A 15,603-nucleotide genomic window follows, 5' to 3' on the forward strand; every position below is an offset into this window, starting at 1 on the left:
TTCCCTGCCGCAAGTCACGCGCGCATGCCGGCGCGAACGCGGCGTCGTAGGCGCGGCTTCGGCCGCGAACCGCCGTCCCCGCCGCGGGCGGACCATGCATCGGCAACCTGCGCTCGCGCACGCCGCCGCCGCGCCGATGGGCTCAAGCTGCGCGCGGCTGCATGCCGCTGCGACGGCGCGGCCGCGCCACGCGCCGGGCCTGGCGCAGGCGCCGCGGCGCAGGGGCGACGAGCCGGGCCGGAGTCTCCGCGCGACCGCGCCACGCCGGCAGCGGAAACCCGCGCAACGCCCACCACGCCACGCCCGGCATCGCCACCAGCCACAACGGCAGCCAGCCCAGCGCCGCGTGCATGCCGCGCGCGGCGGGAACGAGCATCACGAGCAATACGCCAATCGCCGAGGCGTAGCGCAATGCCGCGTCAAGAGAACTATCAATCGAGGTTGCTGTGGAAGCCATGACGCTCTTTCCAGTGCTTTGCTGAGTCGTTGACACTCTGCGGCATTGTCTTCTCATAACCTGAGACGGCGCCTCCCTCATCACGCGTATGGCCAGCTCACGGGGCCGCGTCGTGGGAGCGTTCGATCGCGTCCTCCTTACGCGCCGCCGCTTTTCTAAGCTGCCTGTGCGGCAGCGAACATATGGACTCACGTCCCCGTGCTGGCCTGATTCTGAGCTGCCTGTGCGGCAGCGAACGCGCCTGGCGCACTCGCGCAGCTTCTTTGCCGATTTCTGAGCTGCCTGTGCGGCAGCGAACCGGACCCACGCCACCGGCTTCACCTCACTCACTTTCTGAGCTGCCTGTGCGGCAGCGAACTCGAACCGCTCGCGTGGTGGCGGGCTGACGACTTTCTGAGCTGCCTGTGCGGCAGCGAACCCTTCTACGAGCCCGGCCCAAACGGGCGTGCCTTTCTGAGCTGCCTGTGCGGCAGCGAACTGCGTACCGGCACAGCTACACCATCAACGCACGTTTCTGAGCTGCCTGTGCGGCAGCGAACGTCAGTGGCGAGGTGACCGAGCTGCCCTCCGGTTTCTGAGCTGCCTGTGCGGCAGCGAACAAAATCGTTGCGCTGGATGCGGCCGGCAAACTTTTCTGAGCTGCCTGTGCGGCAGCGAACTCTTCTACGCGCCGTCGGCGTTCGGGACCAACTTTCTGAGCTGCCTGTGCGGCAGCGAACCGTTGTGCTGCGCGCTGTGCTGTGGTCGGCATTTTCTGAGCTGCCTGTGCGGCAGCGAACGGGCAGGCCAGCAAGTACCTGTCAAGCACGCATTTCTGAGCTGCCTGTGCGGCAGCGAACTTCGATCGGTTCGGTCCGGAGTTCCGCCGTCAGTTTCTGAGCTGCCTGTGCGGCAGCGAACGATATCCCTGTGTCCATTCTCACGGAACCGCTTTTCTGAGCTGCCTGTGCGGCAGCGAACGTTCGGCACGTCCATCATCGACGTGTTCCACTTTTCTGAGCTGCCTGTGCGGCAGCGAACGATGTCGATGCCGCCTTCCCACGACTCGGCAATTTCTGAGCTGCCTGTGCGGCAGCGAACCATGTCATCGATGGCGTCCATGTCCTCATAGGTTTCTGAGCTGCCTGTGCGGCAGCGAACGCGTTCCTGCGGCTACTCGTGGGATGCTCCGATTTCTGAGCTGCCTGTGCGGCAGCGAACCGCAGCGCTTCGTACTCGTCGTCAGTCAACTCTTTCTGAGCTGCCTGTGCGGCAGCGAACGCAAGTGCTCGAAACGGGTTCGATCCCGCAAATTTCTGAGCTGCCTGTGCGGCAGCGAACGCGGGAACGTGGCGAAGTGCGCGCCGCGGAATTTTCTGAGCTGCCTGTGCGGCAGCGAACCTGGTCCTACCAGCAGCAGCCATCTTCGTCGCTTTCTGAGCTGCCTGTGCGGCAGCGAACCCGATGTCGTTGTCGGTGCGCGCGATGATGCCTTTCTGAGCTGCCTGTGCGGCAGCGAACCGGCTGATCCTGCAGGTGCAGGAAGGCCGCAATTTCTGAGCTGCCTGTGCGGCAGCGAACGCGTCCCTTGTACAGCGCGGATTTGCGCCATCCGTTTCTGAGCTGCCGGTGCGGCAGCGAACTGTGCTGTGCTGTGCTGCCCTGTGCTGGGCTTTTTCTGAGCTGCCTGTGCGGCAGCGAACGGACGTGGAGCAATCCGGCGCCGACTTGGATGTTTCTGAGCTGCCTGTGCGGCAGCGAACACCATTTCTCCGCTCGCTCTGTTGACGATGGTCTTTCTGAGCTGCCTGTGCGGCAGCGAACCGCGCGTGCTCGCCGCGAAGCTGGGCGAGGATTTTCTGAGCTGCCTGTGCGGCAGCGAACAGCGCGCTTTGCAGCCCCGTCACGTCGGCGATTTTCTGAGCTGCCTGTGCGGCAGCGAACCATCGCTGCTACGTACATGGCGAACATCAACATTTCTGAGCTGCCTGTGCGGCAGCGAACGGCGTCGTACCACCTGTCGGCCTCGATCAGCTTTTCTGAGCTGCCTGTGCGGCAGCGAACCGTTCAACCGTCACCGGCTTCACCTCACTCATTTTCTGAGCTGCCTGTGCGGCAGCGAACTAATGATCGCAGCCGCCTTCGCCGCACGGGAATTTCTGAGCTGCCTGTGCGGCAGCGAACGCAGATTGCGGTGCCCACCGAGCCGGCAGAGGTTTCTGAGCTGCCTGTGCGGCAGCGAACACCCGGAATTCGCGGGCCTGGTAATCGCGCGCTTTCTGAGCTGCCTGTGCGGCAGCGAACAGCGACGTGCGCAATGGCGAGAACCGCGATCCTTTCTGAGCTGCCTGTGCGGCAGCGAACCCCTGTGCTGCCCTGTACTGGGCTTTGCGATATTTCTGAGCTGCCTGTGCGGCAGCGAACGCTGGATCGTGGGGACGCGCTGCTGGGCGACGTTTCTGAGCTGCCTGTGCGGCAGCGAACCGACCCATTCGCGGCCCACCCGCTTGCCGTCCTTTCTGAGCTGCCTGTGCGGCAGCGAACGCCGACTACTCACCGCCGGCGGGTGGCGGTCATTTCTGAGCTGCCTGTGCGGCAGCGAACCGGAATGCGCGGTTCAGCGCCTCGCGGGTTTCTTTCTGAGCTGCCTGTGCGGCAGCGAACATCTTCATCCGACCGATTCGCAACCCGTTCGCTTTCTGAGCTGCCTGTGCGGCAACGAACATGACGACTGACCATCTATGACTCCACACGGATTTCTGAGCTGCCTGTGCGGCAGCGAACAACGCCCGATAGCCTTCGATGGCCTTGGCGTATTTCTGAGCTGCCTGTGCGGCAGCGAACGCAAGTATTGCGTCGACGAGCTTTTCGGGAGTTTTCTGAGCTGCCTGTGCGGCAGCGAACACAGCGAGCACGCAGCGCAAGGCACTGCCGGTTTTTCTGAGCTGCCTGTGCGGCAGCGAACATCGGACGGACGGTCGCGGTCTTCGTCGCGTTTTTCTGAGCTGCCTGTGCGGCAGCGAACCGAAGCGATGGAGGCGAACCTCCGTGGCTGACTTTCTGAGCTGCCTGTGCGGCAGCGAACCGGGCCTTGGGCATCCGGGCCTTGGTGTTGCTTTTCTGAGCTGCCTGTGCGGCAGCGAACCCGGGCGTCACGCGCGCCTGGGTCTACCCGATTTTCTGAGCTGCCTGTGCGGCAGCGAACTCGTTCATGCTCATGGTCGTTCCCTCCGGGTCTTTCTGAGCTGCCTGTGCGGCAGCGAACGTTGAACGTGCCCGCGAGGCGCTGGAGGACATTTTCTGAGCTGCCTGTGCGGCAGCGAACGGCACAGTCGCGATAACCATGCCGCTCAGGGTTTTCTGAGCTGCCTGTGCGGCAGCGAACGGAACAGCCTGAGCGCTCGGCGGCCTGGGCGATTTCTGAGCTGCCTGTGCGGCAGCGAACGTCCCACCCGTCCGGGTGTTCGCCCGGCTCGTTTTCTGAGCTGCCTGTGCGGCAGCGAACGGATGCAGCGGCCAATGCTGGGCGGGCTGTGGTTTCTGAGCTGCCTGTGCGGCAGCGAACACGCTCGATGCTTGCGTGGGTTGCACCAAAATTTTCTGAGCTGCCTGTGCGGCAGCGAACCCATTGCCGTCCCCGATAGCCATTTCGGTCAGTTTCTGAGCTGCCTGTGCGGCAGCGAACGTTGTGACGCCCCGGCGTCGGGGGAGAGTCTCTTTCTGAGCTGCCTGTGCGGCAGCGAACCTGCCGCTGTCGAGCGCGCGCCGGCGGCTGCGGTTTCTGAGCTGCCTGTGCGGCAGCGAACGGGGGCGTCCTTGCGCCAGCGCATGTACTGGTTTTCTGAGCTGCCTTGCGGCAGCGAACCAGCAGCGGACTCCCGCCGCCCACCGTGCGCATTTCTGAGCTGCCTGTGCGGCAGCGAACCGGGAACAGCTGGGCCGTGCCCGTCGCGCGCTTTTCTGAGCTGCCTGTGCGGCAGCGAACGCTCTCGCGCGGCATCCGGTTCAACGCGCACATTTCTGAGCTGCCTGTGCGGCAGCGAACTGGAGCCGGCAGGGCGACGGTGGACGGACGCTTTTCTGAGCTGCCTGTGCGGCAGCGAACGGTCCATTCTTCTTCGCCTAGAACGGGAACCGTTTCTGAGCTGCCTGTGCGGCAGCGAACGCTTCTCCCCGCCTTGCATGGCGGCTAGCTGTTTTTCTGAGCTGCCTGTGCGGCAGCGAACGGATGTCATGGAGTGGCTGCGCCAGTGCGCGCCTTTCTGAGCTGCCTGTGCGGCAGCGAACTCCTCCGGAGCCAGCAGATAATACGACGTACATTTCTGAGCTGCCTGTGCGGCAGCGAACGGCATCGCGTACACACCGCACTCCACGTCTTCTTTTCTGAGCTGCCTGTGCGGCAGCGAACGACATCGACGTTGTGATCTACCGCCGCGCGATTTTCTGAGCTGCCTGTGCGGCAGCGAACGACGCTTGGCGACGTGCGCAGCTTCTGAAACTTTTCTGAGCTGCCTGTGCGGCAGCGAACTTTGACCGCGACAACGCGCGGCTGGCCGCGCATTTCTGAGCTGCCTGTGCGGCAGCGAACTCGACTGCGAAAGGCACTGGCGGGGATTCGTATTTCTGAGCTGCCTGTGCGGCAGCGAACCCAGTCGCTCACGCGCAGCAGCAGCCGCCGCCTTTTCTGAGCTGCCTGTGCGGCAGCGAACCGTGTGCCATGCGCCGCAGCACTTGTTCGGTGTTTTCTGAGCTGCCTGTGCGGCAGCGAACTTTCGGTGTGGATTCCCACCTACGTGTACGAATTTCTGAGCTGCCTGTGCGGCAGCGAACCGTACTTGGTGATGGTGACGGCTTCCCCGAGGTTTCTGAGCTGCCTGTGCGGCAGCGAACGCGCCGCTGTTTACGGTCAAGAGGATCGAGGATTTCTGAGCTGCCTGTGCGGCAGCGAACAGCACGTCCGAGGGGCGCTGGCCCGTCAGGTATTTCTGAGCTGCCTGTGCGGCAGCGAACTACGGCCCGCGCTTCTGCGTGCGGCTCGAGTCTTTCTGAGCTGCCTGTGCGGCAGCGAACGTTGGGCATCCGGGCCTTGGGCATCCGGGCGTTTTCTGAGCTGCCTGTGCGGCAGCGAACGCGAGTTCGGCGCGTTGCAAGTTCGCCTCGCCTTTCTGATCTGCCTGTGCGGCAGCGAACTAAGCGACGGCTGCGCGCACTGGCGGCCGAATTTTCTGAGCTGCCTGTGCGGCAGCGAACTTCCTCCCCCTTCCGCGCCGCCTCGCCCTTGGTTTCTGAGCTGCCTGTGCGGCAGCGAACGTCTACGGGGTCCGCGCCGATCCGGTGCTGCATTTCTGAGCTGCCTGTGCGGCAGCGAACGGACATGCTCAAGTCGCTGTACAACCCGGAGCTTTTCTGAGCTGCCTGTGCGGCAGCGAACGCGGCGCAGCATGGGATCATGGTCGTGGCCGATTTCTGAGCTGCCTGTGCGGCAGCGAACCCGCTGCTGGTATTGGTCGGCATCGTGTTCGCTTTCTGAGCTGCCTGTGCGGCAGCGAACTTTCCGCGTGGGGCGAGCATGGGCGCCGAATGTTTTCTGAGCTGCCTGTGCGGCAGCGAACCGCGCCCGGCAGCTCGTCAAAGTCGTCATCGTTTTCTGAGCTGCCTGTGCGGCAGCGAACCGCTCTCCGCATAGACCACCCAGATTTCCACCTTTCTGAGCTGCCTGTGCGGCAGCGAACCCACTGGTGGACGTTCTGTCGTGGCACGTTGATTTCTGAGCTGCCTGTGCGGCAGCGAACCGCAGGTCGCCGGTGACGCCCATGATCTCGTCTTTCTGAGCTGCCTGTGCGGCAGCGAACGTGGTCCTTCTGGGCGCACTGGCTGGCGAAGGCTTTCTGAGCTGCCTGTGCGGCAGCGAACCTTGCCCCACGCGTCCATCTGGGTCGCGAAACTTTCTGAGCTGCCTGTGCGGCAGCGAACTGGTCGATCAGGTGCTGGAAGATCGGGTGCAATTTCTGAGCTGCCTGTGCGGCAGCGAACAGCCGATGGCGCGCGCCAAGCTGGACAAGATCTTTCTGAGCTGCCTGTGCGGCAGCGAACCACAAACGACGCGCACAGAGAGAGCAGCAGCATTTCTGAGCTGCCTGTGCGGCAGCGAACTCTGTACGACGAGCGCGTGGTGGCGGAGCTGCTTTCTGAGCTGCCTGTGCGGCAGCGAACTAGAGCAAAAAGCCGCCAAGCCATTGATGTGGCTTGGCGGCGCGCCGAACTATCGAGCAAGACCCTTCTCTGCGATCAGGGTGTAAGCCGTTGATTTCAAAGACCAAGCGGACGCCTGGGCAAAAAAGGTCAGAACCAAGGGATGGTGGTCGTGCCACTGAGTCCGTAGCTGTTGTACGTGCCAGGCACTGGCTCCGACTGGAGCGGCCCCATGCCGATGAACAGGCAGAACGGCTGCCCACTGCTGCGACTTCGGATCCAGACGTAAGGCAGATTCGGACGGCGCTCCACTGAGGCGGGGATAGCCTGCGCAGCCTGTTCGGCGGACTCCCCTTTGCGGCGCATACGCCGCCGGCGCAGGCGCTCGACATTGGTCTTGAACTGGCGGCGCTGAACTGTTCGATGCGTTGCAACCGCAGGAACGTGCGCGATGGTGCCCGCTCGCACGTGATCGCGCGCACCCTTGAGCCAGTTCTCCGCCATCAGGCGTTCGAGGACGGCTGCCTGCCCATGCAGACGCAGCCTGTGTCCCAGCGTCCGGGGGGCGAGGCTGTATTGCGGGAAGCTCACCCCTACACTCTCGATCCGGTGCTGCACCATTGCCATATGCAGCCGCTCATATAAGGCCCCAAGCAGATGCGGCGGACTTACCTCCGGATCCGGCGCCAGGGTGAGGTCGATGTAGTGCGTTGTCATGGCGTCACGCCGCTTCGCCGAACACGCCGCCGCGAATAAGCGTGGCGACCACAAAGTGCTGCTGCTCCACAGGGGGCACTTTATCCCTAAGAATCCAGCCGTCGAGCAGGTTGTAGAAGTCCACCTTGTCCTTTGGTTGACGGTAGGCGCGGCCCTGGGTAGTGACCGAACCGTACGGCTCCACCGCAATCGGCCCGTTCTCTTCGGCATTCGGGTACCAGGTATCGATTGTTCGCAGAGCGTTGCCAACCTTCTGCGAGTGGATGGCGGCCACCGCATTGTCTCCACTACCTACCGCGTAGAGGGTCTTGCTCTTCTTACTGTTTGCGCGATCGAGAATGAGCTCCTGCGACGGGAAGACCTCCTGGCCCGAACCCACGCGCGCGAAGGCGGTCACCTGAAGCAGCACGTGCGACGTGCCCGCCAACCCCGATTCGATCAGCGCGGCGAGCGCCTCCACGTCAGCCCGCTCGGCAGCCGGCGCCGACAGCTCCCGCAGCGAGTGCTCAAGGGCCTGAAAGGCCCACTGCGCCTGAGGCTGACCATCCTTCAGGTGCGCGACGTGCACTTCAACCTGCTCGGCGCCGATGCGGTTGCGCCAGAGAAAACGCCCGTTAGCGAGGTTGGCGGCGTATCGGCGTGCCAGCTCGCCAAAACCATGCTGGCGAACATACGCATCGATGGTGTCGATCAACTTCTTGCGATAGTCCGCGTCGTTACATGCCGAGGGCTGCCCCGTCCCACCTAGTACCCGCAAGGTGAACTGAACCTTCAGGGTGTCGGCCCCCAACGGCAACGTGGCGACATCCACCGTCTGCAGGTTGGGATTCTCGATGGCGGCGTCGAGCTTCGCCGGATCCTGGTCCTTTGCCTTCAGCCGATTGGAAATAGTGCCGCGAACCGACTTCTCGCGGATCTGTACCGGCGACCAGTTCGCCGAGTCTTCGCGCTGATCCCATGCGCCGCAGAAGAACAAGGCATCGGAGGGATCGAGCTTACGCTCGAACGCAAGGACGGAAGCGGTTTCGAGGTTCTTGGACATGATGGGCTCCTTGTCGTAGGGCGGTCAGTCGAGTTCGTAGTAGTCGTCAGACGGGACGAGGTAGTCGTTCCGGCAGCGATAAAGACCCTGGTCCGGCTTGCTATCTGCGTACCAGAGCATCTGCCGCGGCGAATGCAGGCGGTGGGGACTTATCCATTCGCCGATCGAATACAGGCTTTCGACGAAACGAAACGGCGTGTGCGGATCCCTCGCGTTCGCTACGGAGCCCGGCGCATGGAGCTCACCAAGAGCTCCGTAGCCGACTGGAATGGGGACGACCCAGCCTTCGCGGTCATGGACCCATTCGCCCCTTTCTGCATCCGGACCGCTGGACCGATAGCGCCAGTTGATACGTGACAGCGATAGCCACGCATCCAGCCGGGTCGCAACGGGGTTCTCGGCCTTGAGCTCAGTCCAACGCCGGTCCAGCAGGTCATCGCGCGATACCAGGGCGAAGCCGGGAAGCAGGCGCATCTTGGCCTTGCGGAACTCGAGGCGCTGGTCGGCTTCACTGCCGGTGAGTTCAAGCACCCAAGGACGATGCCGCAACCGCCGATGTCCGGTACTAGGCAATACGGTGCCCCCCGCGATGCGCATGCCGGATATCAGTTCGACAACACGGGCCAGGTCGTCGCCTCGGCTTTCCGGAGCGCGCATCCAGCGTTCGCTGCGGACAGCAAACGCGAGGCTCAGTTCGAGGTGGATCCGACCTTCTTCGACAATGGCGGCCGTGCTGCCGTCCTTGTCGACCGGGTTGCGCGTCAGGCGCAGGAGTTTGACAAAGCCCCCTTCGCTGACCTGCTCCTGATGGTCGTGACAGACGACTGCCACCGCGCTGAATGCGATATCCAGCCCGGCGGCCCGCGTCTTCCGCTCCAGCGCCCACATGAGGCCGAGGAACGCCGTCATCGCCGGAAAGCCGTGGGTGAGCGGGCTGGACACGGCATTGGCGTTTTGCACGCGCAGATGGGGCAGCACGAGCAGATGATCGAAATTGGGAAGGGAAGTCATACATGCACCCCCTGCGGCGCGCGCCGCTGCACGGGCACTGGCCAGGCCGCATCGACAACGGCCTGCCGCGCCCAATGCCTGTACTCCGTATCGCCCAGCCCGAGCAGCCCAGCACGACGCAACTGCTCATTCACCCAGTTGGCGAAGCGTCCCGCGACCTCGTCCGGCCAGTTGCCCGCGTGATAGGCGGCCTTGAAATCCTCGTCGTCCTGCTCGTGGCCAGTCCGTGGGGGCAGCTCTGCGCGCTCCGGATCGAGCCACAATCGTTCGCACAGGGGCAGTTCGCATGCCGGGTCGCGGCTCCAGCCTGGCTCGAAGCGCGCATGGATCTCGGCAGCGAACAGGGCCAATTGCTGGCCCAACTCCTGCTCGAGTTGGCGCCGCCTGCGGCGCGTATCTTCGTTAGCCGGAGGAGACGTTCGCAGGAAGTCGGCGAGCGCCGCCACCTGCTGACGTACGCCTTTGAAGTAGGTCAGCCGCTCCATCGCAGATTCGACGTGCAAGAGCGCACGCGGCCGCTGCAGATCCCATTTGGGCGGGAGTGAAGCCAGCAGGTAGTTGACCCCACCACGTTCGCTGTTGAGCTGGCTGATGTTCTGCGGCTTCGTGCCTCCGAGCTTGCGCGCGACCAGATGACGGTAGTCGCGATAGCGGGCCTCATGCGGCTTCTTCTGACGGAACGCTTGCCTGGCGAGCGCGTTCGCTTCGCCGAAACGGGCATCCTGGATCTCCAGGTGTACTGCGTGGGCCAGGCTGCTGGAGAAGAGCGGCTGCAACAGGTGGTAATGGCCGTCTTCGACAGGACACTCGCCAATCAGCCAGTAGACCTGCTTGGCGTTCGGGTGCGAAGCGGGTTGTGGCTCGCTGCGCACCAACCCACCGAAGGATTCCATCCAGCTATGGGCGACGGAGGCGTCTGGGTGCAACGCACGACGCAAGTCGTCATCGCCGTCCCGCACCCAGTCCAACAGCCGACGCCCCTCGACCTCGATCTTGAGGAACTTGAAAACATCCAGTGCTGCGGCGTTACCGACGACATCGACAGCGCAGTCTTCGCCGAGCATGTGGGTTCCGATCTCCGGGCGGCTCGGCAGCTCACCAGGCCTGATGTACAGACTGCTACCACGCGCGTCAGGATGCGTGGCCTTGAGTACGTGCGTGACTGCCTTGATCTGGCTTACCCGGCGTGCCGCGTCAGCCAGCCACGTCGCATAGTCGTACTTGGATGCCCCCGCGGCATCGTCTTCCTTGCCCTTCAGCTTGGCTTCTCGCCGCTCGTCGATGAAGGCGGCGATGGCCGAGCGGAAGACTTCCGCCCTGTCTGATCCGATCTGATCCTGTTGCATTCCTTGTCTCCCCTGGTCCAACTCTCCCCGAGTGAACTATGGCTCTGTCTCAGCGCTTGAGACGAACAGCACCAACCCTTTTGAGCTGACTACGAAAAGTCCACCTCCCGATCGCCTCCCCTAAGCTGGAGCAAAACCAAGCCAAGGGTGCCATAGCCACCCCTGAGTACTCTGCGGCACTTCGACACTTGCAAACCGCCGTGCCGCATCCAGCACGGTGATGTCTTCCGCGTCCGCCAGTTCCACCAGCAGTTCCATCAGATCAGGCAGTGTCCACGCACTGATGCGCTCCCCGAGCGTCGGTCTAACGTCATGCCGAAGGCCGGCGTCGATCCGAACATAGAGCCTCTGGGGCGCAAGTCGCCCGTCCTCGACTCGATGCAGAACAAGGCGCTCCTCTTCCTCATCCGGCAGGAAGACCAGTGTGACCTTGGGCTGCGGGTCTTCGCGGAACGGCTGCTGCTGTGGCAGCACGCCAGTGAGGGTGGCCTGTGGGTAAAGCCACGACCAGGCCGCCTCATCCCGCTCCATATACACGCTCGTCGACGGCGCTACCGAGACGGGCAGGCGCTCCCGCGGAAGCAGGCTGGCCGCCATGCGGGCATGCTCCAGGTCGACCAGCCGTTCGCCGCAGGCCCACTCGGCTTCCGGCCGGGGACGAATGCGGGGCAAAGCCGTTAGTGCGCGGTACTCCTCCGGCGACAAGAGCCGGCTTAGCCGGTGGTAGCGGAGACGGAATCGCCGCGGATCGCGTGCGTCGTTGCGCTCGTAACCCGGGTGAATGAAAACGGGCGCCGGAGCTCCATCCGCCTGTAGCTTGCCTTCGAGCGCCTTGATGTTGCGATCGAGCAGTAGAACATTGGGCTTCTCGCCTCCCTGGCGGCGATGACGCTGGACGCGCCCGGCGAGCTGGATCAACGACCGCATCGACGAAGGTTCGACCACCGCCCAGTCAGCGTCCCAGTCGCGGCCCACTTCACACACGGGTGACGCAAGTACGACGAAAACCTGGTTCTCCTCCGGGTGGGTATTGAGCGCAGCGCGGATGAAGGGCTGGCGGTACGGGCCTCGCCCGTCTCCGCGCCGATCGAACGCGCCATCGAGCTGGTGCTCGATAGCCGAACGTTGCAGTGCCGGGAAGCGGGCGTGATAGACACACAGGTGGATCCGATAACCTTCGGGCGCGCCCAGCGCGAACATTGCTCGCGCCACGTCGAACAGTGGATCGATGTTGGCCATACGCACGAGCCCGAAGCTCACCCGCTTGCCGGTAGCCGGATCGGCCTCGGCGTGGTCGTCGTGCAGGCGCAAGCACGCCCTGAGTACGTGCTGGGCGAACTCGCCACGCAGACGCTCCTTCGGCTGCCCCTTGCTCGGCTCGATCGGCCAGATATCGCCGCGCCGCAAGGGCGCTGCCTTCTCCAGCTTGGATGCCCGCTTGGCGATGAATTGCGCATGCTCCGAAGCGAAGGTTCGCGCGTCTGGACACGGCGAGCATTGCACTCCGAACTCGTCGACCCACAAGCACGGCACCTCGAGGTGGTCGCCCGCCTGTCCGCCGCTACTACCGCGGTTGCGACCGTATTGGAGACGCCCCGCACGATAGGCGAGGTACATCCCTTCCACCAAAGCCGGCGCCAGTGTCGCCGAGGAGAGCACCACCCGCGTCCCTAGCATTCCAGCCCAGTACACCAACCGCGTCAGCGCGGGCATATCGTCCAAGTCGTAGTCGTCCAGTTCGTCCAGTACCAGGTCGGCACTCATCAAGCGCAGCATGGGAGCGATCTGGCGTCCTGCGCGTAGCGCTTCCGTGGCGGGCGTCATGTGGTCGACGGTGCAGACCAGCACAGGCGCCGACAGCAGGCTGCGGATATCGGCATCGCGTAACGCACGGGAGAGCAACGGGTGTTCGGCGCTGGCGCCGTCGTAGAGCACGTGACTGTCCTCTTCGATCAGGCGCTGCACCGAGGCCGAGCCCTGAGCCTCGGCCTGCCGCTCGTAGTATTCAAACAAGGCCCGACTGGCCGAACCCCCGACACGAATCGCAAGATCGTTGTCATCGAGGTTCAGATCGTTGCGATAGCTGCGGCCCGTCTGCAAGGTCAGAGTACGCAGCCCCAGTGCGTAGGTGAGGCGCATCCCGTGTTGCGGGTCCGCCAAGGCGTACGCAATGCGGGCATTGGCCAGCGTCTTGCCGCACCCGGTGGACGCCATATTGATGATGAAGGCGCCATGCTCATAAGCGCTCTCGCGCAGGGCAGCGGCCGCATCCGCTGCCCTGTCCTGCCACGCGAACCTCGGGTCGGCACTGCGTTTACGCAAGCCTCGGTGCCGCGCCAGGCGAGGGAGATGGCGCTCGAATCCGGGCAACGCATGAGCGACCAAGCCAGCATCGCGCGCTACCCCCAATAGATGCTCGTCGAGGGGCTGTTTGAGGCGACCGCCGCGATCGGTGTTCGCATATAACGCGGTGCGTCCGCCCCCTTCGACCCGTTCTGAGGAATCCAGCGGCAAGCTGGAGTAATGATGGTCCGCCAACATCAGGGCGAGGCGGGCCAGATGCATCACATATGGGTTTTCCAGCCAAGCGGTGTTGCGATGCTTGCGCAGTTCTAGCAAGCGTTTCGCCAATCGGGAAGCCTGCGCCCGCCACTTCGGTTCGAGCACCGGGAGGGGCCCGGCCGGCATCCAGTAAGGCTCGATCTGCCGGGCCTCCACCCCCTGCCTGACCTCGTTCCAGTCATGCGCGACCAATGCCAGAGGCTCTGTCAGCCATGCGGGATTGAAGTGCCGGACTCTCCGACCCCACGCCGCTTGTGCACCATCGTCCCTCTCGCACGGTGCGACGGGCAGTCTGTGGTGAGTCACCACGAGCCAACCCACTGCCGCAGCCAAGGGCGGCAAGCTCCTGAAGGGGTATCCTTCCCGGGCGTCGAGCCCATCGCGTTGGTAGCGATCGGGTGCGAGCCATGCATCTTCCCCATAGCTATCCGCATTCGCCAGTCGCTGCAGCCAGACTTCATCGTCATCCTTGCCGACGAACGCTTGGAACAGTCGGAGCGATACCCACTCGTGCCGGTACAGGTTCCGCTCGGAACGACCTCCCCGGAGGCGCTCCTGGAAGGCGATGCTGGCCTTGCCGAGGTCATGCAACAGGGCAGCCAACTGGGCGAGCAGGCGGATGTCCTGGCCGCTGTGCCAGTCGTTCTCGTCGGCACGCCGCAGCCGGTCAATGCAGGTCGTGTTTGTCGGTACCGCACCCTGCGCGTTGAAGCGCGAGGCATCTCCCACGATCCAGAGCAGCTCGCTGTGATCGCGCCCACGTATCCAATGACATGCCACCGCCGTGTTCTTGCGCGCGGTCTTGCGAAGCAGCCGACGCAATGTGTCCAGCCCATCCTGAGTGATGGCCGTTTGCCAGGTGCGTTCGCCGCGACGCTCGGCAAATTGATCGAGGATCCGCCGAGTCTCTTTGAGCGCGTTCTTGGTGCACTCGGATACCAGAAGGACGTTCATGCGGCCGATCTCGCCGTGTCGATTGCCACGCGCTTGACGGTGTCGATCATGTGGTCGAGCGCCTCGGCACGCGTTAGGTTCTCGATGCACGCCCTGCGGAATTCCTGCTCGTAGTCACCTCGGACAGCCGAGATGAACGCTTGGGGCAAGATGAGAGCATCCTTCGCCAAATCGGCAATGTCGAACACCAGGCCGCCACGACGGGTCTTGCCGTGCAGGACCGCCAAGCCATGAGGGAGACCGAGAACCCACGCCGCCGTTGCCCCAAGACCGTAAGCGAGGTAGTTGCCGTGATCCAGGAAACGGTTGGCAGGGTCGGTTCCTGTTCCTCGCTTGGCGCGCACAAAATCGCCGTACTTGAGGGTGCGCGCAGCCAGCTTGAACAGCTCCTTGGTGAGGCGTGCCTCCTCCGTCAACAGGCTTGTGGTATCGGCAGCCACGTCGACCATCGACGCCGAGGCGGCTAGTAGCGCACGCAGCTTGTCCGCATCCAGTACGAAGCCGTATTCCTGCAAAACACGTTGTCCGAGCCATTGGCGCTCGATCCATGCCAGGCGCGCCTTCTGGAACGCCTTCGCTGCCCTCAGGCGCGCCTCGTCCTCGAACCAGAAGCGCACCCACGCCTGCAGGTACTCCGTCGGACGATACTCGCTCTGAGGAGAGAACCAGGCGACATCGACATCCAGCTCGTTCGCGGAGAACAACGGCGTCCCGCCGCCTCCGCAGAATCCGACGAGCACGCCTGCCTTGGCCAGCTCTCGCATCGCCGCCTGTGTGATCGACGTGCCGATGCCAAGAAGTATGGTCGTGGTGTTGGCGATTGGGATGTTCCAGTAAAGCTGCCGCTTTCCCTGATCCGTGACGTACTCGACGCGCCCTCCGTTGACGAGAACGCGGCAGTGCTCCAGGTAGTAAATGTTCGCGCGCTTCGAATGAAGGATCGTCTTCAAATCAGATGGCGACAGCTCGTCCATAAGACCCCCCTCCCAGAAGTGGCCGGCGAGATTGACGCTGTGCGGCCCACCAAGGTTTCTCGTCTGTCGCCCCTCGTCAATACCCTCTGCCGATATACCAATGGCGTGGGTCCGGTCGTCGCCAAAGCCGCCACGCTGGTCGCTGCCGCGCGGTCGCTGCTGGGGGCTGCGAACCCGACGCGGGCCTCGACCCTTCAGGAGTCAGACCATGCGCCTCCCGGGTGAGGTCGAACGTCATGGTTTGGGGTTGGTGGTCGGTCATTGCTCTCCGTGGAGTCAGGTGCAGGAAGCGCGCTTGCATGTGCGCAACAACGCGGCGATGCACGCGTGCCACAGGATGAGTGCGCCGAGTGCGCAGAGGCCTAGCAA

At 63.8% G+C, this 15,603-nt stretch carries 7 protein-coding genes and 2 CRISPR repeat arrays; all 7 genes read right to left on the reverse strand.

What is annotated here, in order from left to right; genetic code table 11:
* Positions 1 to 142 precede the first annotated feature (142 nt).
* The 7 genes from FQY64_RS07045 to cas1f all read right to left on the reverse strand — a co-directional run bounded on the left by FQY64_RS07045 (position 143) and on the right by cas1f (position 15,234).
* Positions 143 to 376: a hypothetical protein gene (locus FQY64_RS07045; RefSeq protein WP_146473313.1), complete on the reverse strand. Its 234-nt coding sequence runs from the start codon at positions 374 to 376 to the stop codon at positions 143 to 145.
* 233 nt (positions 377 to 609) lie between these two features.
* A CRISPR array of direct repeats spans positions 610 to 4,243; the repeat unit is 28 nt; unit sequence TTTCTGAGCTGCCTGTGCGGCAGCGAAC.
* Positions 4,244 to 4,333: 90 nt separating this feature from the next.
* Positions 4,334 to 6,649: a CRISPR direct-repeat array (repeat unit 28 nt; unit sequence TTTCTGAGCTGCCTGTGCGGCAGCGAAC).
* Between the two features lie 129 nt (positions 6,650 to 6,778).
* The gene (gene cas6f, locus FQY64_RS07050; RefSeq protein WP_146473315.1) at positions 6,779 to 7,345 is read right to left on the reverse strand and encodes a type I-F CRISPR-associated endoribonuclease Cas6/Csy4; all 567 of its coding nucleotides are present in this window, start codon (positions 7,343 to 7,345) and stop codon (positions 6,779 to 6,781) included.
* A gap of 4 nt (positions 7,346 to 7,349) precedes the next feature.
* Positions 7,350 to 8,387 (reverse strand): type I-F CRISPR-associated protein Csy3, encoded by a 1,038-nt coding sequence (csy3, locus tag FQY64_RS07055; RefSeq protein ID WP_146473317.1) that lies wholly within the window; start codon positions 8,385 to 8,387, stop codon positions 7,350 to 7,352.
* A 24-nt stretch (positions 8,388 to 8,411) separates the two neighbouring features.
* Positions 8,412 to 9,398, reverse strand: coding sequence for a type I-F CRISPR-associated protein Csy2 (csy2, locus tag FQY64_RS07060; RefSeq protein WP_146473319.1), 987 nt, complete (start codon positions 9,396 to 9,398; stop codon positions 8,412 to 8,414).
* Positions 9,395 to 10,744 carry a type I-F CRISPR-associated protein Csy1 gene (gene csy1 / locus FQY64_RS07065; protein WP_146473321.1) on the reverse strand — a complete coding sequence of 450 codons (1,350 nt, stop codon included), beginning with the start codon at positions 10,742 to 10,744 and terminating at the stop codon, positions 9,395 to 9,397. The genes csy2 and csy1 overlap by 4 nt, the downstream gene beginning before the upstream one ends.
* 120 nt (positions 10,745 to 10,864) lie before the next feature.
* The gene (cas3f, locus tag FQY64_RS07070; RefSeq protein WP_146473323.1) at positions 10,865 to 14,260 is read right to left on the reverse strand and encodes a type I-F CRISPR-associated helicase Cas3f; all 3,396 of its coding nucleotides are present in this window, start codon (positions 14,258 to 14,260) and stop codon (positions 10,865 to 10,867) included.
* Positions 14,257 to 15,234 carry a type I-F CRISPR-associated endonuclease Cas1f gene (gene cas1f, locus FQY64_RS07075; protein WP_146473325.1) on the reverse strand — a complete coding sequence of 326 codons (978 nt, stop codon included), beginning with the start codon at positions 15,232 to 15,234 and terminating at the stop codon, positions 14,257 to 14,259. The genes cas3f and cas1f overlap by 4 nt, the downstream gene beginning before the upstream one ends.
* Between the last annotated feature and the right edge of the window lie 369 nt (positions 15,235 to 15,603).

It is taken from the genome of Vulcaniibacterium thermophilum, from assembly GCF_007923255.1.
Lineage (GTDB): Bacteria > Pseudomonadota > Gammaproteobacteria > Xanthomonadales > Xanthomonadaceae > Lysobacter_F > Lysobacter_F thermophilum.

What these genes read in the sequence shown, in the direction of transcription:
- FQY64_RS07045 (WP_146473313.1), bottom strand. Translation starts at nt 376, where the DNA reads ATGCTCGTTCCCGCCGCGCGCGGCATGCACGCGGCGCTGGGCTGGCTG.
- cas6f (WP_146473315.1), bottom strand. Translation starts at nt 7,345, where the DNA reads ATGACAACGCACTACATCGACCTCACCCTGGCGCCGGATCCGGAGGTA.
- csy3 (WP_146473317.1), bottom strand. Translation starts at nt 8,387, where the DNA reads ATGTCCAAGAACCTCGAAACCGCTTCCGTCCTTGCGTTCGAGCGTAAG.
- csy2 (WP_146473319.1), bottom strand. Translation starts at nt 9,398, where the DNA reads ATGACTTCCCTTCCCAATTTCGATCATCTGCTCGTGCTGCCCCATCTG.
- csy1 (WP_146473321.1), bottom strand. Translation starts at nt 10,744, where the DNA reads ATGCAACAGGATCAGATCGGATCAGACAGGGCGGAAGTCTTCCGCTCG.
- cas3f (WP_146473323.1), bottom strand. Translation starts at nt 14,260, where the DNA reads ATGAACGTCCTTCTGGTATCCGAGTGCACCAAGAACGCGCTCAAAGAG.
- cas1f (WP_146473325.1), bottom strand. Translation starts at nt 15,234, where the DNA reads ATGGACGAGCTGTCGCCATCTGATTTGAAGACGATCCTTCATTCGAAG.